This window comes from Pseudomonas gingeri (genome assembly GCF_013385425.1).
In the GTDB taxonomy this organism is placed as follows: Bacteria; Pseudomonadota; Gammaproteobacteria; order Pseudomonadales; family Pseudomonadaceae; genus Aquipseudomonas; species Aquipseudomonas gingeri_D.
Window position 1 is genome coordinate 348,736 of record NZ_JACAQA010000002.1, and the last position, 21,352, is coordinate 370,087.

Annotated in this window: 19 protein-coding genes; 6 read left to right on the plus strand and 13 right to left on the minus strand. The window is 62.8% G+C overall.

The window, feature by feature from the left end; genetic code table 11:
• Window positions 1-241 precede the first annotated feature (241 nt).
• The 3 genes from HX830_RS02095 (at window position 242) to HX830_RS02105 (ending at window position 3,308) form a co-directional block, all read left to right on the plus strand.
• A complete protein-coding gene (locus tag HX830_RS02095) occupies window positions 242-1,309 on the plus strand; it encodes a phosphotransferase family protein (protein WP_177098822.1) in 1,068 nt (355 codons plus the stop codon).
• A gap of 26 nt (window positions 1,310-1,335) precedes the next feature.
• Window positions 1,336-2,103 (plus strand): SDR family oxidoreductase, encoded by a 768-nt coding sequence (locus tag HX830_RS02100; RefSeq protein ID WP_103498883.1) that lies wholly within the window; start codon window positions 1,336-1,338, stop codon window positions 2,101-2,103.
• Between the two features lie 89 nt (window positions 2,104-2,192).
• Window positions 2,193-3,308 (plus strand): Gfo/Idh/MocA family protein, encoded by a 1,116-nt coding sequence (locus tag HX830_RS02105; RefSeq protein WP_152739541.1) that lies wholly within the window; start codon window positions 2,193-2,195, stop codon window positions 3,306-3,308.
• 138 nt (window positions 3,309-3,446) lie between these two features.
• Here HX830_RS02105 and HX830_RS02110 read toward each other — a convergent pair whose 3' ends face one another.
• The 3 genes from HX830_RS02110 to HX830_RS02120 form a co-directional block, all read right to left on the minus strand.
• Complete coding sequence (locus HX830_RS02110; RefSeq protein ID WP_103498885.1) at window positions 3,447-4,463, minus strand: ABC transporter substrate-binding protein; 1,017 nt, start codon at window positions 4,461-4,463, stop codon at window positions 3,447-3,449.
• A gap of 105 nt (window positions 4,464-4,568) precedes the next feature.
• Window positions 4,569-4,772, minus strand: coding sequence for a hypothetical protein (locus tag HX830_RS02115; RefSeq protein WP_177098823.1), 204 nt, complete (start codon window positions 4,770-4,772; stop codon window positions 4,569-4,571).
• Window positions 4,772-5,239: a hypothetical protein gene (locus HX830_RS02120; RefSeq protein WP_100943867.1), complete on the minus strand. Its 468-nt coding sequence runs from the start codon at window positions 5,237-5,239 to the stop codon at window positions 4,772-4,774. The genes HX830_RS02115 and HX830_RS02120 overlap by 1 nt, the downstream gene beginning before the upstream one ends.
• Window positions 5,240-5,754: 515 nt before the next feature.
• On the opposite strand from HX830_RS02120, the gene HX830_RS02125 reads away from it, so the two are divergent.
• Complete coding sequence (locus HX830_RS02125) at window positions 5,755-6,156, plus strand: hypothetical protein (protein WP_177098824.1); 402 nt, start codon at window positions 5,755-5,757, stop codon at window positions 6,154-6,156.
• A 159-nt stretch (window positions 6,157-6,315) separates the two neighbouring features.
• Here the strand turns inward: HX830_RS02125 and HX830_RS02130 are convergent, their stop codons facing one another.
• The 9 genes from HX830_RS02130 to HX830_RS02170 all read right to left on the minus strand — a co-directional run bounded on the left by HX830_RS02130 (window position 6,316) and on the right by HX830_RS02170 (window position 19,177).
• Window positions 6,316-7,932 carry a methyl-accepting chemotaxis protein gene (locus HX830_RS02130; RefSeq protein WP_177098825.1) on the minus strand — a complete coding sequence of 539 codons (1,617 nt, stop codon included), beginning with the start codon at window positions 7,930-7,932 and terminating at the stop codon, window positions 6,316-6,318.
• Between the two features lie 217 nt (window positions 7,933-8,149).
• Window positions 8,150-8,554: a TraR/DksA family transcriptional regulator gene (locus HX830_RS02135; RefSeq protein WP_100943636.1), complete on the minus strand. Its 405-nt coding sequence runs from the start codon at window positions 8,552-8,554 to the stop codon at window positions 8,150-8,152.
• 264 nt (window positions 8,555-8,818) lie between these two features.
• On the minus strand, window positions 8,819-10,540 hold the full coding sequence (locus HX830_RS02140; protein ID WP_177098826.1) for an AMP-binding protein: 1,722 nt from the start codon (window positions 10,538-10,540) through the stop codon (window positions 8,819-8,821).
• Window positions 10,541-10,561: 21 nt separating this feature from the next.
• Entirely contained in the window at window positions 10,562-11,860 is a 1,299-nt protein-coding gene (locus HX830_RS02145; protein WP_177098827.1) for an acetyl-CoA C-acetyltransferase, read from the minus strand.
• On the minus strand, window positions 11,857-12,750 hold the full coding sequence (locus tag HX830_RS02150; protein WP_177098895.1) for a MaoC/PaaZ C-terminal domain-containing protein: 894 nt from the start codon (window positions 12,748-12,750) through the stop codon (window positions 11,857-11,859). The genes HX830_RS02145 and HX830_RS02150 overlap by 4 nt, the downstream gene beginning before the upstream one ends.
• Window positions 12,751-12,753: 3 nt before the next feature.
• Entirely contained in the window at window positions 12,754-14,106 is a 1,353-nt protein-coding gene (locus HX830_RS02155) for a 3-oxoacyl-ACP reductase (RefSeq protein WP_103497228.1), read from the minus strand.
• A gap of 33 nt (window positions 14,107-14,139) precedes the next feature.
• Complete coding sequence (locus HX830_RS02160) at window positions 14,140-16,665, minus strand: acyl-CoA dehydrogenase (RefSeq protein WP_103497227.1); 2,526 nt, start codon at window positions 16,663-16,665, stop codon at window positions 14,140-14,142.
• 258 nt (window positions 16,666-16,923) lie between these two features.
• Window positions 16,924-17,943 (minus strand): branched-chain amino acid aminotransferase, encoded by a 1,020-nt coding sequence (locus HX830_RS02165; protein WP_103497233.1) that lies wholly within the window; start codon window positions 17,941-17,943, stop codon window positions 16,924-16,926.
• A 166-nt stretch (window positions 17,944-18,109) separates the two neighbouring features.
• Window positions 18,110-19,177, minus strand: coding sequence for a sensor domain-containing diguanylate cyclase (locus HX830_RS02170; protein WP_103497226.1), 1,068 nt, complete (start codon window positions 19,175-19,177; stop codon window positions 18,110-18,112).
• A 302-nt stretch (window positions 19,178-19,479) separates the two neighbouring features.
• On the opposite strand from HX830_RS02170, the gene HX830_RS02175 reads away from it, so the two are divergent.
• On the plus strand, window positions 19,480-19,821 hold the full coding sequence (locus HX830_RS02175; protein WP_103497225.1) for an FKBP-type peptidyl-prolyl cis-trans isomerase: 342 nt from the start codon (window positions 19,480-19,482) through the stop codon (window positions 19,819-19,821).
• A 92-nt stretch (window positions 19,822-19,913) separates the two neighbouring features.
• Window positions 19,914-20,753, plus strand: a complete 840-nt coding sequence (locus HX830_RS02180; RefSeq protein ID WP_152739550.1) for an NAD-dependent protein deacetylase — start codon at window positions 19,914-19,916, stop codon at window positions 20,751-20,753.
• On the opposite strand, the gene HX830_RS02185 is transcribed toward HX830_RS02180, so the two are convergent.
• The gene (locus HX830_RS02185) at window positions 20,754-21,341 is read right to left on the minus strand and encodes a hydrolase (protein WP_177098828.1); all 588 of its coding nucleotides are present in this window, start codon (window positions 21,339-21,341) and stop codon (window positions 20,754-20,756) included. It abuts the gene before it with no gap.
• Between the last annotated feature and the right edge of the window lie 11 nt (window positions 21,342-21,352).

The following is a 21,352-nucleotide window of genomic DNA, read 5'->3' on the forward strand; positions in this document are numbered from 1 at the left end:
CCTCTTCGCGGGCAAGCTCCGCTCCCACATGGGTTATCCGTTCCTCAGTGAACAACAGCGCACACCTCCCATTCCCCCCGCTCTTGCCAAGCAGCGCTTTCCCTCTACGCTGGCCTATCAGGCACGCTGATCATCCTGCAACACCCCGGCCTATAACAGCGGACCGCGCTTGTAGGCAGACAGGGCGAGCATTAGATTAGTCAATAATCTCTGGCCTCCAGAATAAGCAGAAGGGATAAGCATGACGCTTACTGACCAGTCCACCCGTATCCGTGCCGGCGAAGAGCTGGATGCCGGTTTGATAGACCCGTACCTCAAGGCCCATATTCCGGGCCTGCACGGCCTGCCGACGATCAGCCAGTTCCCCGGCGGCGCCTCGAACCTGACCTACCTGATCCGCTACCCGGAACAGGAATTTGTCCTGCGTCGGCCGCCGTTCGGTCACAAGGCCAAGTCCGCCCACGACATGGGTCGCGAGTTCCGCATCCTCAACCAGCTCAAGGACGGTTTCCCGTACTGCCCCAAGGCTTATGTGCACTGCACCGACGAGTCGGTGATCGGCGCCGAGTTCTATGTGATGCAGCGGGTCGAGGGCATCATCCTGCGCTCCGACCTGCCACCGCAGCTGGGCCTGGATGCCGCGCAGACCGAAACCCTGTGCAAGAGCTTTATCGACCGTCTGGTCGAACTGCACCAGGTCGACTACACGGCCTGCGGCCTGGCTGACCTGGGCAAACCCGAGGGTTACGTCGAGCGGCAGATCCGTGGCTGGAGCGAGCGTTACGAAAAAGCCCTGACCCCTGACGCCCCGAGCTGGGAAGCGGTACGGACCTGGCTCAAGGACAAGATGCCCGCCGACCATCCGACCTCGAGCATCGTGCACAACGACTATCGCTTCGACAACGTGATCCTCGATCCCCACAACCCGATGCAGATCATCGGCGTGCTCGACTGGGAACTGACCACTATCGGCAACCCGCTGATGGACCTGGGCAACACCCTGGCCTACTGGATCGAGGCGGGCGACCCGGCCCCGGTGCAATTGATGCGCCGCCAGCCCAGCCACGCCCCCGGCATGCTGACCCGCCGCCAGTTTGTCGACTACTACGCCGAACGCTCGGGGATCGCCATCGACAACTTCGATTTCTACTACACCTACGGCCTGTTCCGCCTGGCCGGCATCGTGCAGCAGATCTACTACCGCTTCTTCCACGGCCAGACCCAGGACAAACGCTTTGCGCAGTTCATTCACATGAACAAGCTGCTGGAGCAGATGAGCCTGAAAGTCATCCAGTCGTCCAGCCTCTGACCGCGCCTACAACCAGGAAAATCACCATGTCCAAGACCCAGTTGTTCGACCTCGATGGCAAGATCGCCTTTGTTTCCGGCGCCAGCCGTGGTATCGGCGAGGCCATTGCCAAGCTGCTGGCCCAGCAAGGCGCCCATGTGATTGTCTCGAGCCGCAAGCTCGAAGGCTGCCAGCACGTGGCCGATGCGATCATCGCCGACGGCGGCAAGGCCACCGCCATCGCCTGCCATATCGGTGAAATGGAACAGATCAGCCAGGTCTTCGCCGGTATCCGCGAGCAGTTCGGGCGTCTGGACATCCTGGTCAACAACGCCGCTACCAACCCGCAGTTCTGCAATGTGCTGGACACCGATCTCAGCGCGTTCCAGAAAACCGTCGACGTGAATATCCGCGGCTACTTCTTCATGTCGGTGGAAGCCGGCAAGCTGATGCGCGAGCACGGCGGTGGCAGCATCATCAACGTGGCCTCGATCAACGGCATTTCCCCGGGCATCTTCCAGGGCATCTACTCGGTGACCAAGGCCGCCGTGATCAACATGACCAAGGTCTTCGCCAAGGAGTGCGCGCAGTTCGGCATTCGTTGCAACGCCCTGCTCCCGGGCCTGACCGACACCAAGTTCGCCTCGGCCCTGGTCAGCAACGAAGCGATCCTCAAGACCGCCCTGCAACAGATCCCCCTCAAGCGCGTCGCCGCGCCGAGCGAAATGGCCGGGGCCGTGCTGTACCTGGCCAGCGATGCCTCCAGCTACACCACCGGGGTAGCGCTGAACGTGGACGGTGGTTTCCTGTCCTGATCACGAAATAAAAATTCCACCAGTTGAATTTATTGAATTTAAATTCTATAAATAGCCCTTCCTGAAAATAATAATCAGAGGGCGTGGTGATGGACGAGTTGGGAATAGGCTTGATCGGCACGGGCTTTATGGGCCGTGCCCACGCGCTGGCATTTCACAATGCCAGCGCCGTATTCGAACTGCCGCTGAAGCTGCGCCTGGTGGCACTGGCGGATGCCGACGCCCGGCGTGCCGAATCCTGCGCCCAGGCCTGGGGTTTCGAGCAGGCCTACGGCGACTGGCAACAACTGATTGACGATCCTCGGGTCGGGGTGGTGGCGATCACCACGCCCAATCACCTGCATTTCCCCATGGCCATGGCCGCCCTTGCGGCGGGCAAGGCGGTGTACTGCGAAAAACCCCTGGCGGTCGACCTGGATCAGGCAACGCAAATGCGTGACGCGGCCCGACAGGCCGGCGTGGTCACCCGCGTGGGCTACAACTATCAGCACAACCCGATGATCGACCTGGCCCGGGAGCTGATACAGAGCGGCGAACTGGGGGAAATCGTCGGCTTCCAGGGCGAATTCAGCGAAGACTTCATGGCCGACCCCGCCTCGCCCTGGTCCTGGCGTTGCGAAGCCCAGCATGCCGGCGGCGCCCTGGCCGACCTGGGCAGCCATCTGCTGGCCATGGCTCGTTATCTGCTCGGCGATATCAGCGCCGTGTGTGCCGACACCCGCACCGTCCATGCACAGCGCCCGGCCAGTGCCGGCAGCCTGGAGACCCGTGGGATTGCCGTCGACGACCAGGTCCACGCCCTGCTGCGCTTCGCCAATGGCGCCCGGGGCACCTTCAGCAGCAGCTGGCTCAAGCACGGCTACAAGAACCACCTGAGCTTCGAGATCAGCGGCACCCGGGGCACCCTGGCCTTCGACCAGGAGCGCCTGAACGAACTGCAACTCTGCCGCGCCGGCCAGAGCGGTTTCCAGCGCCTGCTGGCCGGGCCGCATCTACCGCGTTACGCAGCCTTCAGCCCGGCCGCCGGCCATCAGTTGGGTTACAACGAACTCAAGGCCCTGGAGGTCCAGGCATTGATCGAGGCGCTGGCCGGTCGAAGCCAGACGGGGACCGACTTCGAAGAGGCCTGGCAAGTGGAGCGCCTGGCGACAACAATTCGCCGGGCGGCCAGGGAGCAGCGCTGGGTCGATGTCAGCGAGCTGTAGAACCTGTGGACTGCAGAACCTGTAGAACCTGTGGGAGCGGAGCTTGCCCGCGAAGAGGCCCGTCAGGACGCCAGAAGCTTCGCGGCGGTGCGGCGATCCGACAAGCTCCGCTCCCACACACCCACACAGAACGATGCATTACTTGAGGCTGGCGGCAACCTTGTTGGCCACATCCACGGGCAACCAGGCCTTCCAGACCTCCGGATGCCCCTTGAGGAAAGCCTCCGTCACCTGGCGTGGCGGCAGGCGCTCCTCGCTCATTTTCGCCAGCGCCTGGTTCAACACATCAATCGGCAGGTCGACCTTGGCGAAAAACGCCAGTATCTGCGGGTATTGCGTCTTGAACGGCGTAGACACGCCAATGCTCAGCTTCGAAGCCAAAGAACGACTCGGCTTGGGATCGGGATTCTCCGGGTCGGTCAGGGTCTTCCAGGCCTCGGCATCAAAGGCCGGCTCCTGCAACTGGACCAGCTTGAACTTGCCCAACAGCGGCGTCGGCGACCAGTAATAGAACAGGATCGGTTTGCCACGCCGGATCGATGAGGTGATCTCCGCATCCAGCGCCGCTCCGGAGCCACTGCGAAAGTTCACATAACTGTCGGTCAGGCCGTAGGCCTTGAGTTTCTGCTGGTTGACGATTTCCGATGTCCAGCCGATCGGGCTGTTGAGAAAACGACCCTTATCCGGGGACTCAGGGTCGCGGAACACATCCTTGTAGCGGGCCAGGTCCGCGACCCCGTGCAGATCCGGCGCCAGGGGCTTGATGCCACGCTCCGGATCGCCCTTGATCACGTACTCCGGCACCCACCAGCCCTCGGTGGCACCCTTGACGGTATCGCCAACGGCTGCAACCTCACCCGCCGCTTCAGCCTTGACCCACACCGGACTGCGTCCGGCCCACTCTTCGCCAATCACCTGGATATCATTCTTGGCCAGGGCCGTTTCCAGGGTCACCGTGGTGCCGGGCAGCATATCGGTCGGCAGGCCGTAACCTTTTTCGACGATATACCGCAGGATGTCGGTGATCAGGCTGCCACTTTCCCAGTTCAGGTCGGCAAAGTGGATCGGCTGGGGCGCGGCTCGAACCGCCAGCGGCATGGCGCCGATACAGAAAACAGCCAGGGCGCTGGCGAACAGCGCGCGAAATCCCTTCATGGAATCACCTCAATCGCAGATCGTTTTTCGGCGAAAAGTCCGAAAACCCGGAAATATTCAGTCAGCAGAACTGTAGTCGAGGTTCCCGGAATGATGCGCCAGCGATCAATGAGTATCTGGCGACTGAAGTTGCTGCAACTCACGTCGGACCATGCTGACATACTCCGCAGGCCCCAGTGCATACAATTGCGCCGCGACCCAGTTGAACCAGGCGCCCTGCAGTTCGGCCTTGCGTTCGAACAACCGGCGGGCCTCGGCACTGGCCTGCCGCACATGCTGTTGATGGAACTCGGCCCGGGTCAAACCCATTACTCGCTGGCCTTGAAGGTCAGTTCGCCCTTGCGCCAGCGCGCGGCCTTCTTGGTCACGTCCTTGAGGGTCTTGCTCAAGGTGCCCTGCAACTGTTCATGGGCGGCAAACACCATCACCACGGTATGCCCTTCCTTGAACACAATGCCATGGCCTTCCGGTACGGTGATATAGGCATAGTCGCCCAGGCCATAGACCGTCAGTTTGATCTCGCGAAACTTGATGTCGAACTTGCCGCCTTCGCGGCTGGGCAATACCGCGGCACGAAAATGATCGCCGACCTTGAGCTCCAGGTGCTGCTTGTCATCGACCACCAGGGAGGTTTCGGTGTCGATCTCGGCGATGTAGATGCCTTCGGCGGTTTGTTCGGTGATATAGACGAAACGCGATTGAAACTGCTTGACCAGCTTGGCCCGAAGATCACCCAGTACAAACAGTGCATGCATATCCAGATTACTGACTGCCAACGAAAAGTCCTCAAACTCGAAAAATGAAGCCGCCCGGCAAGTGTCAGGCAACACAAAACGATCGGTCACCGCCGTCGGTTACTGAATAGAAAGCCCTGATGTTTGCCCGCGCGGCCTGGCGATGCTCACCGGTGCGCAGCAAGCCTAATGGATGCAAGGTCCCATGACTTCTGCGAAGTGTCATCAGCGCTTGAAGGAAAACACCGCATTGCACCGATCACGGGAAACCGGCAACTGAATTTGCGAGGGAAGGCCTTCCTGAAAAAAAGTAATTTCCGACATGCAGGTTGCAAAAAATGCCCTGGATGAAATCAGCCCCTGGACACTGGAAGTGATTCTAGAACACGTCAGGCCATTCGGGCCAATCAAACTACCCGTGAGCAGCATCTTACAAGACAAAAAGTACTCAATTGTGTCCAGTCTGTCGCAAATACCCTGTAGAAGCGCTCGTCGAGACTACAGAATGCCATCCCGCGGTCGATAATCTGGCAAGCGTCATTCCCGGAGTATCGCCGATGATCAACTTGAATGTTTCCTTGATCCCACCCGCCTTCCTCCTGTCGTCCCCCGAAGAGAGCGGCAGTGCCGCCAGCCGTCTTTCGTCCGACCCTTTGCTGGATGGCGACAGTGGCTTGAATCTGCTGAGCGACAGCCTGGCGGCCAATGCAAAGGCGGCGCAGGATCGGGTCAAGAAACTCCGGGCACAGATCGAGCAGTTGCAACAACGACTGCGCAAGGCCAATGCGCACCTGGCCGCGACCAAAAGCGGCCACCACCCCAACGCAGCGGCGCGCGAAGCTGCTGTCCAGCCGGCCAAGGCCCAGGTCGCAGCCCTCGGCGCCGCACTGAACGGCACCAGCACCGCGCTGTTCATGGCGGAAAAGCTGATGGCCGGGATGACTGATACTTCGGCCTGAGCAACTCCCACAGTCTTGCAGTGGTTGAACCGGCCTCTTCGCGGGCAAGCCCTGCTCCTACAGTTTTTTGTCGAACACTCTCTTGAGTACGACACAACACTGTAGGAGCAGGGCTTGTCGGGACGCCGCACCGCCGCGAAGAGCCCCTTGAGTACACCATCACCCTTTTTTGGGTGCACTTTCCGGCTTGTAGCCCAGGCGCAGCCCGCCCCAATGGCGGCCCCTGACCATGATCGGCACCGACAGGTCATGCATCAGCTCACCCGTGTCGCGGGTATAGGTCTGCAACAACAGCGGCTGCTGGTGGCTGCCACAGCGAATCCCCGTACGGTCATCGAACTTGCGCTTGGTCCGGTTGTGCAGCGTGTCCTGCTGCGGGTTACCCGTCAGGGGCTGGCAAAACGCCTGGTTATGGGTCGGCACATAGCCCTGGGGCGTACAGGCGATGGCAAACACCAATCCTTCATGGCGCGCCAGCAACGGCTCCTGGATCGCCGGCAGGACCTGATCGGTATAACGGTCGAAACGCGTCTGGTATTTGGCCGGCGAGGTATTGGCGATCGGCTGGTACGTCCGGTCGAACAGGTCATCAAGACTGATGCGGTTCTGTTCGATATCCGCCTCGAAACGCGCGGAAATCTGTCCGGCCCCTTCACGGGCGAGGTCGTAGACCCGCTGGTGGTAATCGTCCAGGCCGACCTCGGCCAGGCGCTGGCTGATGGTCTCGGCCTGCCCTTCCATCTGGGTCGCCGCCTGGGTCAGGTGGCGGGTCTGCTGGTCGCTGACGGCCAGGTCGCCGCGCATCTGCTCCACCGCCGTGAACAGGCTGTCCAGTTGCTCGCGGTTGCTCTGTGCACCGCGGGCGATCTCGCCCACCTGCGCTTCGACACTGGCCGCCAGGCCGGCGATATTCGCCAGGTGCCGGCCGGTATCCTCGACCTGCTCCACACCGCCGTCCAGGTCCTGGGCCAGTTGACGGATCTGCTCGACGACCTGGGTGGTGCGCTGCTGGATATCGGCCACCATGACCCCGACCTCATCGGTCGCCGTGGCCGTGCGCCCGGCCAGCCCGCGTACTTCGTCGGCGACCACGGCAAAACCGCGACCATGCTCGCCGGCGCGGGCCGCCTCGATGGCGGCGTTAAGGGCCAGCAGGTTGGTCTGGCTGGCGATCGCCTGGATCACCAGGGTCACCCGCTGGATTTCTTCGCTGCGCTGGCTCAGGGCCTCGATTGTCTGGCGACTGGCATTGGCCTGCTGGCTGAGCCGGTGCATGCGGCCGATGGACTCCGCCAGCACCGTATGCCCTTCGGCGCTGCTGCTGCGGGCCTGACTGGCCGAGCCGAGGGCCTGCTGGCTCAAGTGCGAGGTGGTCTGCTCGGTGCTGATCACCTGTTCGGCACTGGCGACAATCTGCGCGGCGGCACTGAGCTGCGACTGCACCTTGCCGGCCAGCTGCTTGACCGCAAAGGCCACGCCGGCGGCGGACAGGGCGTTATGGCTGGTGGTATGGGAAAGGTCGCGGGTCAATTGCGCCAGGGTATCGCCGCCGCTCTGCACGGCTGACGCCGGGGCCTGGCGCATCCGCAGGCGCGGCAGCCAGATCAACAACAGCGCCAGGGGCAGGCAAACGCCCAGAGACCAGCCGGCAAAGGCCATGGCCGACAACAACAGCGCCAGCCCCACGCTCTGTATCAGGGGTGTCAGCCAGCGCGCCGGTTTCGATGGCACGTCCACGTGCGACCCGACCCCAGGCAGAATTCCTTCTCCAGACATGTACTTACCCACCGTGAGCTTCTAGTTGTTTTTTTGCATTAAACGCCACTATCGGGCCATTAGCCATGGTCCGTTAGTTGTAGGGCGTATGCATCAACGATAGCTGGTATGGGGCGGGTGTGGAGGCGGGTTTACCGACGATGAACGATGACGTGGCGTGACAGAAACACCGCGTCGTCCGGATCGCCGGCAAGCCGGCACCTGCAGGGGGCAGCGATCAGGCCTGGCGCTGATGCTTGTCGATCTGCTCGTGACGTTCCTGAGCTTCGATGCAGTACTTGGTGGTCGGGCTGATCAGCAGGCGCTTGAGGCCGATCGCCTCGCCGCTGTCGTCGCACCAGCCGAAGGAGTCGTCGTTGATGCGCAGCAGTGCCTGTTCCAACTGCGGCAGCATGCGCTGGTCGCGGTCGATGGCGTTCACCAGCCAGGTACGTTCTTCTTCAACGGAAGCGGCGTCAGCCGGGTCAGCCGGGGTATCGAGACTCTCGATGGCAATACGGTTCTGCTCGATACGCTCGTGGGTTTCGACTTTCATCGCTTGCAACAGCTCGGTAAAGAAAGCCAGTTGCTCGGCGTTCATGTAGTCGTCCGCCGGCATGGCCAGCAACTTTTCCTTTGTCATTGATTTCTCTATAGAAAATACGTGCATTAAGGCGAATTAGGGAGCGTTCTGCGCACCTGAGGGGATGCACAGAAAGGCGCCGTCCATTCCAAGCGCCACCCGGCACTCAATTTACGAGGGGCGGCAGTCTAAGGCCGAGTTATCGAGTCAGCAACTGAAATGACAGCAAAAACGTCCGATGCGCCCACACAGGCGCTCTGGCGCCGGTCCCGTGGAGACGTATCGGAGTGTGTTTATAACAAGAAATTCACTGCAAAGCGTCAGTTAAGGAGACAAATGGTCACGCAGCGCACGACGTAGCACTTTGCCCACCGTGGTCTTGGGCAGTTCTTCAGTGCGAAACTCGACAATCCGCGGCACCTTGTACCCTGTCAGGTACTCCCGGCAATGCGCCAGCAACTGGGCCTCGGTCAAGGCCGGGTCCTTGCGCACCACGAAGATCTTCACCCGCTCCCCGGTGACCTGATCGGCAACGCCGATGGCCGCCACTTCGGCGACGCCGGGGTGCAGGGCGACCACATCCTCGATTTCGTTGGGGTACACATTGAAGCCCGACACCAGGATCATGTCCTTCTTGCGATCCACCAGGCGGATAAAGCCCCGCTCGTTCATTACCCCGATATCGCCGGTCGACAGCCAGCCGTGCCGGTCCAGCACCAGGGCGGTTTCCTCCGGCCGCTGCCAGTAGCCTTTCATCACCTGCGGGCCGCGGACCTGCAACTCGCCCTCCTCGCCCAGTTGCGCCAGCTCGCCGTCTTCGCGCATGAAACGCACCCAAGTCGAGGGCAAGGGCACGCCGATGGTCCCGCTGAAATCCCCCTCGCGCATCCGCGCAATATCGATGGGGCTGATGCTGACCACCGGCGAACACTCGGTCAGCCCGTAGCCTTCGATGATCGGCACCCCGGTCACCTCTTTCCAGCGCCGGGCCACGGCGGTGTGGGTGGCCATGCCACCGGCAATCGCCAGCTTCAGATCGGAAAAATCGCGGCCGCGAAAGGCTTCGTTTTCCAGCAGCCCGTTGAACAGGGTATTGACCCCGACAATGCCGCTGAACTTCTCCTTGCGCAGGATCATCTGGACCCGCTTTACGTCACGGGGGTTGGCGATCAGGATATTGCGCCCGCCCAGGCACATGAACATCAGGCAGTTCACCGTCAGCGACAGCACGTGATACAGCGGCAACAGGGTGACGTTGGTTTCCTGCTGGTTCTCATCCAGCTGATTGCCGACCCAGGCCTTGGCCTGCATCAGGTTGGCGAGGATATTACGGTGGGTGAGCATCGCCCCCTTGGCATCGCCCGTGGTACCGCCGGTGTATTGCAGGAAGGCAATGTCATCGTGGGCCAGCTTGACCTTCCTGACCCGCAGCGTTGCGGCCTGCTTCATCATCCGTGGAAAACGGATCGCCCCCGGCAGATGGAAACGCGGCACCTGTTTCTGGACATGCCGCAGCACAAAGTTCAGGGCCGCGCCCTTGAGCGTCCCCACCAGGTCGCCGATGGCCGCCACCACGATATTTTTCAGCGCGCTGCCGGGTAGCGCCTGTTCCAGGGTATGGGCGAAGTTCTCGAAGACCACCACGGTCTCGGCGCCGCTGTCCTTGAGCAGGTGCCGGAGTTCATGGGCGGTATACAACGGGTTGACGTTGACCACCACCGCGCCCACCAGCAAGGTGCCGAACAGACAGATCGGATATTGCAGGCAGTTGGGCATCATCAGCGCCACGCGATCGCCCTTCTTCACCCCTCGGGACTGCAGCCAGGCCGCGAAGGCAAAGGCGCGCCGCTCCCATTCGAGATACCCCATCTCAGTGCCGATGCTGACGTAGGCGACGCGTTCACGGTACTTCTCCATATGCTCGAGAAACACCTCGCGCAGTGACGGATAACGGTCGATCTCGCTTTCGATATCGGCGGGAACCCCCGGCAGGTAGGCGTTCAACCAGATGCGCTGGTCAATGCTGTGCAGGCTTGCGACGCTCATGGCACTTTCCTTGTTGTTGTTTTATTTTTCGACGATGGCGGTCACACCCAGCCCGCCGGCGGCACATACGGAGATCAGTCCACGGCCCTGGCCGCGCTCGTCAATCGCCTTGGCCAGGGTCGCCAGCAAGCGCCCACCAGTGGCGGCAAACGGATGCCCGCAGGCCAGGGAACCGCCGTTGACGTTGAGTTTGCCACGGTCGATCGAACCCAACGCCGCATCCAGGCCAAGGCGCTCACGGCAATAGTCGGGGTCTTCCCAGGCCTTCAGGGTGCAGAGCACCTGGGCGGCAAAGGCCTCGTGGATCTCGTAGAAGTCAAAGTCCTGCAAACCCAGGCCTTCGCGGGCGAGCATCCGTGGCACGGCGTAGGCCGGCGCCATCAGCAGGCCCTCGGTGCCGTCGACAAAATTCACCGCCGCGGTTTCGCCGGTACGCAGGTAAGCCAGCACCCGCTGGTTGTTCGCCTGCGCCCATTCCTCGCTTGCCAGCAGGACCACCGAGGCGCCATCGGTCAATGGCGTCGAGTTGCCGGCGGTCAGGGTGCCGCTGCGTTGGTCGTAGACCGGCCCCAGGCCGGCCAGTCTCTCCAGGCTGGCATCGGCGCGCAGGTTGTTATCGCGTTTCAGCCCGCGATAGGGGCTGATCAGATCATCGAAGAAACCGCGTTTGTAGGCGGCATCGAGGCGTTGGTGACTGGTCAGCGCCAGTTCGTCCTGGGCCAGTCGGCGGATCTGCCAACGCTTGGCCATCTCCTCGCAATGCTCGCCCATGGACAACCCGGTGCGCGGTTCGCCGTTGCGCGGCAGCAGGGGTTTGAAGAACATCCCCGGACGTACCCCGAGCAGGCTGCGCAGCTTGTCGCCCAGGCTTTTGGAGCGATTGGCCCGCAGGAGGATCTGGCGCAAGGCTTCGTTGATCGCGATGGGCGCGTCCGAGGTGGTATCGGCGCCACCGGCAATCCCCACGTCGATCTGCCCCAGGGCAATCTTGTTGGCCACCAGCAACGCCGCCTCAAGGCCGGTGCCACAGGCTTGCTGCACATCGTAGGCCGGGGTCTCTGGCGACAAGGTGGTGGACAGCAGGGACTCGCGGGCCAGGTTGAAGTCCCGCGAATGCTTGATCACCGCCCCGGCGGCGAATTCCCCCAGGCGCTTGCCCTCAAGGCCGTGGCGATCGATCAGGCCCTGCAAGGCCGCCACCAGCAGGTCCTGGTTGCTGTCCTGGGCGTACACCGTATTGGAGCGGGCAAATGGAATGCGATTGCCACCGAGGATGGCGACCCGACGCACCGGCGCCGGGTTGAAAGCGTAGGTACTCATGACTGATCTCCCCGGATAAAGAGTCCACGCATATGCGGTTTGTCACCTGCCGCGTTGCGCACTTCGAATTTGTGACGCGAGCCTGTCGGCGGCACATTCCACAGCGTGGCACTGCCGGGCAGGAAGATTGGCAGCTTGAACTCGCAGGTCAGCTCCGCGGCGGCCAACGGCTGTGGCGGTTGTTGCGCCGCCAGTGCGCGGCCCAGGGTCCACATGCCATGGGCAATAGGCCGCCGGAACCCGAACAGGCGCGCCCCCAGCCAGGAGATATGGATCGGGTTGTAATCGCCGCAGATCCGGGCAAAACGCCGCCCCAGGTCCGCTGGCAAGGACCAGCGCTGAGTGCGCACCAGGGCAGCTTCATCCAGGTCCAATACGCCCTGCCAGGGCTCACCCTGGGGAGCGGCCACCCCACGGCGCAGATACAGGCTTTCGCCTTCCCACACCAGGCCGCCGCCACCTTTGGCCCGCGTCACGATCAGTACCGCCTGGCCCTTGGGGTGCGCCACCCAGCGCTCGCAATGCACTTCCAGACGCAAGGCCTGCCCGGCCTCCAGGCGTTGGTACTGGCGAATGCGATTGGCCAGATGGACCATGCCGCTGGCCGGCCAGGGAAAGGCCGGACTGGTCAGCAACAGCAGGTGCAGAGGCAAGGCCAGGTTATGGGGAAACGACAGCGGCACCCCGTGCTCGGGACGAAAACCGCAGGCCCGGGCGTAACGGACGATGTCCGCCTCCAACAGCTCCACCGCCGGCCGCACCAGTTGCTCGTCGGGCAAGCGCGGTAGGCCTTCGAGCTTGGGCTTGCGCAAGCTGCACAGGCCGAGCCAGAGCAAACGGACGCCGGAAGGCGGCGGGTCGATAAGACGAATGGAGGAATCGGCTTTCATCATTCAGGCCCCCAGCAGGCTTTGCCCGCAGACGCGGACCACCTGTCCATTGATCCCGCCGGAAGCCGGATGCACCAGCCAGGCAATGGTCTGGGCGACGTCCTCGGGCTGTCCGCCCTGAGAGAGTGAGTTCATCCGTCGCCCCGCTTCACGGATCAGCAACGGAATTTTCGCGGTCATCTGCGTCTCGATAAACCCCGGTGCCACCGCATTGACCGTGACCTGCTGGCGCGCCGCCAACGGTGCCAGGCCCTGCACCAGGCCGATCACACCAGCCTTGGACGTGGCGTAGTTGCTTTGCCCCAGGTTGCCGGCGATACCGGAAATCGACGACACCCCGATAATACGCCCGCCGGGACTGATCGCCTGGCCCTCCAGTAAAGCCGTGCTCAACCGCAACGGTGCCTCCAGGTTCACCGCCAGGACCTTGCGCCAGGCGGCTTCGGTCATTTTCGCCAGGGTCTTGTCCTGGGTGATGCCGGCGTTGTGCACGACGATATCGAACGCACCTTGCTCGCCGGCGAATGCCAGCAGTTGTTCGGCCGCCTGGGGCGCGGTGATGTCCAGGGCCAGCGCGGTGCCCCCGAGGGAGGCCGCCACCTCCTGCAACTCGGCTTCCACGGCGGGGATATCCAGGCAGACGACCTGGGCGCCCTCACCCGCCAACACCTGGGCGATAGACAGGCCGATACCGCGACACGCCCCAGTGACCAGCGCACGGCGCCCGGTCAGCGGTTTGTCCCAGAGGATATCCCTGGGCACGTCCACCGGTTCGGCGATCCGCACCACCTGGCCAGAGACAAAGGCGGAACGCCGGGACAGGAAGAAACGCAGGCTGCTGTCCATTTCCGCTTCGGCCCCCGGCTCGACATACAGCAGTTGCGCGGTGATCGCCCGCCGCAGCTCCTTGCCCAGGGAGCGCACGAAGCCCTCCAGGGCCCGCTGCGCCACCGTCTGGGCGAGCGACGTGCAGTGTTCCGGCGGCGTGCCGAGGACCAGCACCCGGCCGTGGGCGCTCAGGCGCCGGACATTGGCGTGGAAGAAGCGGTACAACTCGTCCAACTGCTGCACATCAGCCAGGCCGCTGGCATCGAACACCAGCCCCCGGACCTTGACCGTCGACGGCGCATCGAGGCTCGCGGGGAGCGCCGCCACAGTCTCGGTGGCCGCAAAAATCCGTTGCAGCTCGCCCAACAAGCGGCCCTGGGGCCCGGTGGCCAGCACCACCGGATTGAGCAGGTTGCCCGCTTGACCTGGGCGATAACGTTGCAACGGCAGCGGTTGCGGCAGGCCCAGGGTCCGGGCCAGCCAGTGGCCCCAGGGGGTATTGACGAATGAAAGGTAACCGTCAGCCATGAATAGATTCCGATAAAAACCCGAGAAACATCATTAAACCGGGTTGCCCGCGGCCACCCGACGCTTGCCCAGGCTCTTGTCCGCCTGATCGATATGCGCCTGGCGCCGCTGCAACGCCTCCAACAGACCAAAGTCCTGGGGAAAATCATCCACCTGGATTGCATGGTCGGCATATTCAACATAGCGCCCGAGCAGCTCACCCTCCTCGCCGCTGATCAGTTGCGCGGCCAGGGCCTGGGTCCGCCAGGGCGCAAATGCCTCGCGGGAAATCGGCAACGGCGCGAGCAGCCCTTGGCGCACGGCCGGTTTCAGGTGTGCTTCGATCAGATCCACCTGGGGCTGCAGCCGGAATGCCAGTTCACCGTAGGCCAGCTTGTCGATATCCGGCTGCGGCATATAGGAGTCGGCCAACAGCCGGTCGCGGCTCTCGCCGGGGGTTTGCACCAGCTCGGCGACTTCCGCCAGCAACCGGTCGGAAGGTTTGCGCAGGACAATGCCGAACGGAAACGCCAGGCCGCGAATCACTCGGCTGGCGGCTTTCGAAGGATAGTTGTCGAGGGTTTCACTCAAGGCTTCATGGGCCCGCCACAGGGCATCCTGAGCCGCCCAGTGCACCAGGGGCAGGTCCGCCCGGGGCCGGCCGTCGTCCTCGAAGCGCTTGAGGACGCAGGACAGGATGTACAGCTGCGAGAGAATATCGCCGAGCCGCCCGGTGATGCTTTCCTTGCGTTTCAGCGCCCCGCCCAGCACGCCCATGGAAATATCCGAAACCAGCGCCAGCACCACCGACAGGCGTTCGATCTGCCGGTAGTAAGGGGCCAGGGCCGGATCGGTTTTAACCGGGGCCTTGAGCAACCGCCCCGCCGTCAACCCGTGCACAGCGGCCCGGACGGTGTTGGCCAGGACAAAGCCGATATGCCCGAACATCGCCCTGTCGAAAGCTTCCAGCCCTTCAGGCCCCTGGCGCCGCGCCGCCTCCATTTCACGCAACACGTAGGGATGGCAGCGAATCAGCCCCTGGCCGTAGATGATCAGGCAGCGGGTCATGATATTCGCGCCCTCCACCGTGATGGCAATCGGGCTTTGCTGGTAGGCCCGGGCCAGGAAATTGTTCGGCCCCATGCAGATGCCCTTGCCGGCGGCGATGTCCATGCCGTCGTTGACAATGGCCCGGGCCCGCTCGGTCACGTGGTACTTGGCGATAGCGGAGATCACCGAGGGTTTCTCGCCGGCATCCAGGGCCGCCACCGAAACCTTGCGCACCGCATCACAGGCATACAGATGCCCGGCCATGCGCGCCAGTGGCGCCTGCACGCCTTCGAACTTGCCGATGGGCAGGCCGAACTGTTTACGCATCGCGGCATAGGCCGTGGTCCCGCGCACGGCGACCTTGCCCAGGCCGACATTCGCCGAGGGCAACGAAATCGCCCGGCCGGCGGCCAGGCACTCCATCAGCATGCGCCAGCCATTGCCGACCTGCTCACGACCGCCAATCACCCATTCCAGGGGAATAAAGACATCCTTGCCCTGGGTCGGCCCGTTCTGGAACACCGCGTTGAGCGGCCAGTGCCGGCGACCGTGCTGTACCCCCGGATGGGACGTGGGGATCAGCGCGCAGGTAATCCCCAGGCTGCCCGGACTGCCCAGCAGGCCATCCGGGTCTTCGGCGCGGAACGCCAGGCCGAGCACCGTGGCAATCGGCCCCAGGGTGATATAGCGCTTGTCCCAGGTCACGCTGAAACCCAGCACTTCCTGGCCTTCGAAAGTGCCCTTGCAGACCACCCCGAGATCGGGAATCGCCCCGGCGTCGGAACCGGCGTAGGGGCTGGTGAGGGCGAAACAGGGAATGTCCTCGCCCCGGGCCAGGCGCGGCAGATAGTACTGGCGCTGGGCCTCGGTGCCGTAATGCAGGAGCAGTTCGGCCGGGCCCAGGGAATTGGGCACCATCACCGAGATCGCCGCCGCCGAGCAGCGGGTCGAGAGCTTCATCACCACCTGGGAGTGCGCGTAGTGGGAGAAGCCTTTGCCGCCGTATTGGCGGGGAATGATCATGCCGAGAAAGCCGGCCTCCTTGGTGTACTGCCAGGCCTGGGGCGACAGGTCCTGCCAGACCTGGGTGGTTTCCCAGTCGTTGGCCATGTCGCAGAGGGTTTCCACCTCGTTGTCGAGGAAGGCTTGCTCCTGCGCGCTCAAACGTGCCGGCGCGGCGCCCAGCAGGCGCTGCCAACGGGGTTTGCCGCTGAACAGCTCGGCGTCCCACCAGACGGTCCCGGACTCGATCGCCGCGCGTTCGGTGTCGGACATGGCCGGCATGATCTGGCGGAACAGGACCAGGGCCCGGCGCGAGAGCAAGGCCCGGCGCAAGGGCCTGACCGCCAGCACCATGGCCGGGACCAGGAGCAACAGAGCACCGATGGCGGTGCCCAGTGGCCCGACCACGCCGAACAGATAACCACCGGCCAGCCAGACCAGCACGCCCGCCAACCACAAGCGCGCGGACGCCTGCCGATACCCCAGGGCCAAGGCCCCCGCCACAGCCAGCAACAACCAGAAAGTCATGAGCACACCTCTTTGAACAGTCAGGGGAAACCACGGGCACCGATCGTAAATGGCACCTTGGGCCAGTCATCGCCACGACGACCCATTGGCTCTACCTTACAAAGAATAGGCATGATTTAAAATTATTTTTTAAAATAAATATTTAATCATTCTGAATGAACAGGGCACGGTGGCAAGACGACACATACAAAAAAAGCCCGACCTGATTGCTCAGGTCGGGCTCTTCAGAAGACTGCCCGGATCAGGCCGCCATACGCATCAGACCTTGACGATCCAACCCGCCGGGGCTTCGACGTCACCGGTCTGCACGCCGGTCAGTTCGTTGTACAGGCGCTGGGTCACCGGACCGACTTCAGTCTCGCTGTGGAACACGTGCAGCTTGCCGTTGTACTCGATGCCACCGATCGGCGTGATCACCGCGGCGGTACCGCAGGCACCGGCTTCCTTGAAGTCGGCGATCTTGTCGATCAGCACATCGCCTTCGATGACCTTCAGGCCCAGGCGCGATTCGGCCAGTTCGATCAGCGACAGACGGGTGATACCCGGCAAGACCGAAGGCGACTTCGGCGTGACGAACTCGTTGTTGCGGGTGATGCCGAAGAAGTTGGCCGAACCGACTTCCTCGATCTTCGAGTGGGTCAGCGGGTCCAGGTAGATGCTGTCGGCGAAGCCGCGCTTCTTGGCCTCGGCGCCCGGCATCAGGCTGGCGGCATAGTTGCCACCGACCTTGGCCGCGCCGGTGCCTTGCGGAGCGGCACGGTCATAGCTGGAGATCACGAAGTTGTGCGGCTTCATGCCGCCCTTGAAGTAGGCGCCGACCGGAATGCAGAAGATCGAGAAGATGAACTCGGGCGCGGTACGCACGCCGATGTTGTCGCCCACGCCGATCACGAACGGGCGCAGGTACAGCGCGCCGCCGGTGCCGTAAGGCGGGATGAAACGTTCGTTGGCGCGGACCACCTGCTTGCAGGCTTCGATAAACACATCGGTCGGTACGTGCGGCATCAGCAGGCGCGAGCAGCTGCGTTGCATGCGCGCGGCGTTCTGGTCAGGACGGAACAGGTTGATCGAACCGTCCTTGCAACGGTAGGCCTTCATGCCTTCGAAGCACTGCTGGCCGTAGTGCAGCGCGGTCGAACCTTCGCTGATATGCAGGACGTTGTCTTCGGTCAGCACACCGTTGTCCCACTCACCGTTACGGTAGTACGACAGGTAGCGCTTGTCGGTCTTGACGTAATCGAAACCCAGCTTGTCCCAGTTAATGCTTTCCTGACCCATGGCACCCTCAATCATCTGATAACCGCCTGAATCGCTCAGGCTTATGACATTTTTTTCGCAGGCAACCACAATACTCTATTCAGACAGGAAATCGCAGCCTGGACGACGTGCATGTCCCACATGCGTTTATGCCCGGTCCTCCACGCCGCACGCCGGCGGGAGACCTTCAGTCGGCATGCACGGCCTGGCGTCCGAAGCGGTATTGGTTGTTGCCGCTGCGCTTGGCTTCGTACATCGCCAGGTCGGCGGTATGGATCAGCGTATCCATGCTCGGCGCATGATCCGGGAATACCCCCACCCCCAGGCTGCAGCCGATCTGCACCGGTTGAGCGCCAAGAATAATCGGCATCGATAACTCGACGAGGATTTTCTCGCACAGCAGGTGAACCTCCTCCAACCGGCCGTTGCCCTGCTGGGCCAGCCCTTCGAGGACCAACACGAACTCATCGCCACCGATGCGCGCCACCGTATCCGAGGTCCGCATCAGGTTTTTCAGGCGGGTTGCCGTGGTGACCAGGATCCGATCACCGGCCGCATGCCCGTGTACATCGTTGATGTCCTTGAAACCGTTGAGGTCGAGGAACACCAGGATCACCCGGGAGGCCTGGGTACGGGCACGTTCCAGAGCCCTGGACAAACGCTCCTCCAGCACCAGCCGATTGGGCAGCCCGGTCAGTGCGTCGTGGTGGGCCAGGGTATGCAACTGGCTGGCCCAGGCCTTTTCCTCGGTGATATCACGCACCACCCCCATCATCTTGATCGCCGAGTCATGGATGTTCTTCACCACATTGCCGGTCTCGCGCAACCAGTGGACGCTGCCGTCCGGCCAGATCACCCGGTATTCCTCGTCGTGGTTCTCGCCGGTCTCGATGCAACGCGCCTCCCCGGCCCGCACCCTGGCCCGGTCTTCGGGGTGCACGCTGGCGCAGAACAGTTCGTAGGACGGGATCACCTCGCCCACCTTGTAGCCGAACATGCCGTAGATGGCCTCCGACCAGTAGAGCTTCTCGGTATCGACGTCCCAGTCCCAGGTGCCGATGCGGGCAAAGTACTGGCTGCGCTTGAAACGTTCGACATCGTCGGCGGCTTCGACCCGTCGGTGACATTCGTTCACCTGCTGCAACAGTGCCCGGCATTCGGCCAGTTCCCGACGAGCCTTGCGCTCACGACGAAACAGCACCGCGATCAAGGCGATCACGGGCACGACGACAACGACCTCAAGCCATGGGGTCATGATTGAAAACCAAGGGATTTGAACATGGACACACGATGACTAAATGGCCAGTGGCTATCTTAATCCACACTGAACGTGCGCCCATGTTTTTTTAGTGGGCCGCCGTTTCGGCCATCAACGACTGATGAACGCCGAAACCGGCCATGACTCCGGCCGCCGCTCAAACGCACCGCCTCAAGCACCGTGCTACCCCAACGCTCCTGCAGGCCGGGAATTGCCGACAACTCATTGCTAAATCAGCCTTATTCTGAGAAAACGCCTGCCAGACAGGGCCCCTGCGCCAATTAACGGGAGAGGAACCAATGAATAACGAATTACAGATCACCGACGTCCGCCCAGGCGACGGCAAGGCCGTGGTCAAGGGCGCGCTGATCACCACGCATTATCGCGGTACGCTCGAAGATGGCAGCGAGTTCGACTCGTCCCACAGCCGTGGCAAGCCGTTCCAGTGCGTGATCGGCACAGGACGAGTGATAAAGGGCTGGGATATCGGCCTGATGGGCATGAAAGTCGGCGGCAAACGCCGATTGTTCGTGCCGGCGCACCTGGCCTACGGAGAATGCGGCATGGGCTCACTCGTCGCACCAGGTGCCGACCTGACCTTTGAAATCGAGTTGCTGGAAGTGCTGACACGGGACGATTGAGCACACCTGCGTCTATCCTTGAGCTTCGATCACGACGACATGCACGGCCCCATCACCGCCGTGTCAGCCGCTCGATAACCGGAGATGTCCCCATGCCCGATCCGCAAGTCAGCGCGGCCCTGGAAACGCTCTTGCCACTGATGGCCGAGCAGCCCTTTCTGGTGCTCACCGGCGCCGGTATCAGCACCTCTTCCGGCATCCCGGATTACCGTGACAGCGACGGCGTGCGCAGGGGTAAACCGCCGATGATGATTCAGGAATTCCTCGGCTCGCCCCAGGCCCGGCGCCGCTACTGGGCCAGGGCCATGCTCGGCTGGCCGCGGGTGCGCATGGCCCGGCCGAACGCCGCCCACCGGGCGCTGGCCAGCCTGCAGGCGCAACACCGCCTCAGCGGCCTGATCACCCAGAACGTCGATACCCTGCATGAGCAGGCCGGCAGTCACGATGTCATCGAGCTGCATGGCAGCCTGCACAAGGTCCTGTGCCTGGATTGCGGCGCTCGCCTGGAGCGTGACGCCGTCCAGCTTATGCTGGAGGCGCAGAACCCCTATCTCACGGGGATCGAGGCGGTCCAGGCGCCCGACGGCGACACCCTGCTGGACGCCGCCTTCGAGTCGCGCTTCCAAGTACCCCACTGCCCGCAGTGCGATGGCGATCGCTTGAAACCCGACGTAGTGTTCTTCGGCGAAAACGTCGCCCCGCTCACCGCTGCCAGGGCCCTGGCCAGCGCCGAGCAGGCGGCGGGGTTGCTGGTGATCGGCTCGTCGCTGATGGCCTACTCGGCCTTTCGCCTGTGCAAGCTGATGGCCGAGCGCGGCAAGCCACTGATCGCCATCAACCTGGGCAAGACCCGCGCCGATGAGTTGCTGAACTTCAAGTTCGAAGCCTCGTGCGAACAGTTGCTGCCGCTGCTGGCCGAGCGCCTGGGCTGATCAGCAACGGATGGGCAACGCCTCGATCAGCGCCTGGGTCGAACGGACCCGGGCAATGCGCGGCATGACCTTCTCCATGGAGAAACGATGGGTGTCTTCGCCGAGGCCCGCGCAGGCGTCTTCGGCCACCACCACGGCGTAGTTGTGGTGCCAGGCATCCCGAGCGGTGGATTCGACCCCGGAGTTACTGGCGATACCACAGACAATCACAGTGGTAATCCCGCGACGACGCAATTGCAGATCCAGTTCGGTGCCGTAGAAGGCACTCCAGTTATGCTTGGTGATCTGCACCGGGGCGTTCAAGGCAGCGATCACAGGGGTCAGCAGCGCCCAGTCTTCCGGCAGGCCGCCCGGCGGCACGGCCATCGGCATATCCACCGGCTGGTTGAGCTTGTCGGCGTAGTCGCTGGCGAAACCCACACGCACCGCAACCACCAAACCACCCGCCTGGGTCAGGTGTTTACCGAGCCGCGCGGCCCGTTCGGCGACCGCCTCCGAGGTATGGGGGGCAACCGGCATGGCCATGATCCCCTGCTGCAGGTCGATGATCACAAGGGCACAGGTACGAGGATCGAGGGTAAGCGACATGATGATCTCCT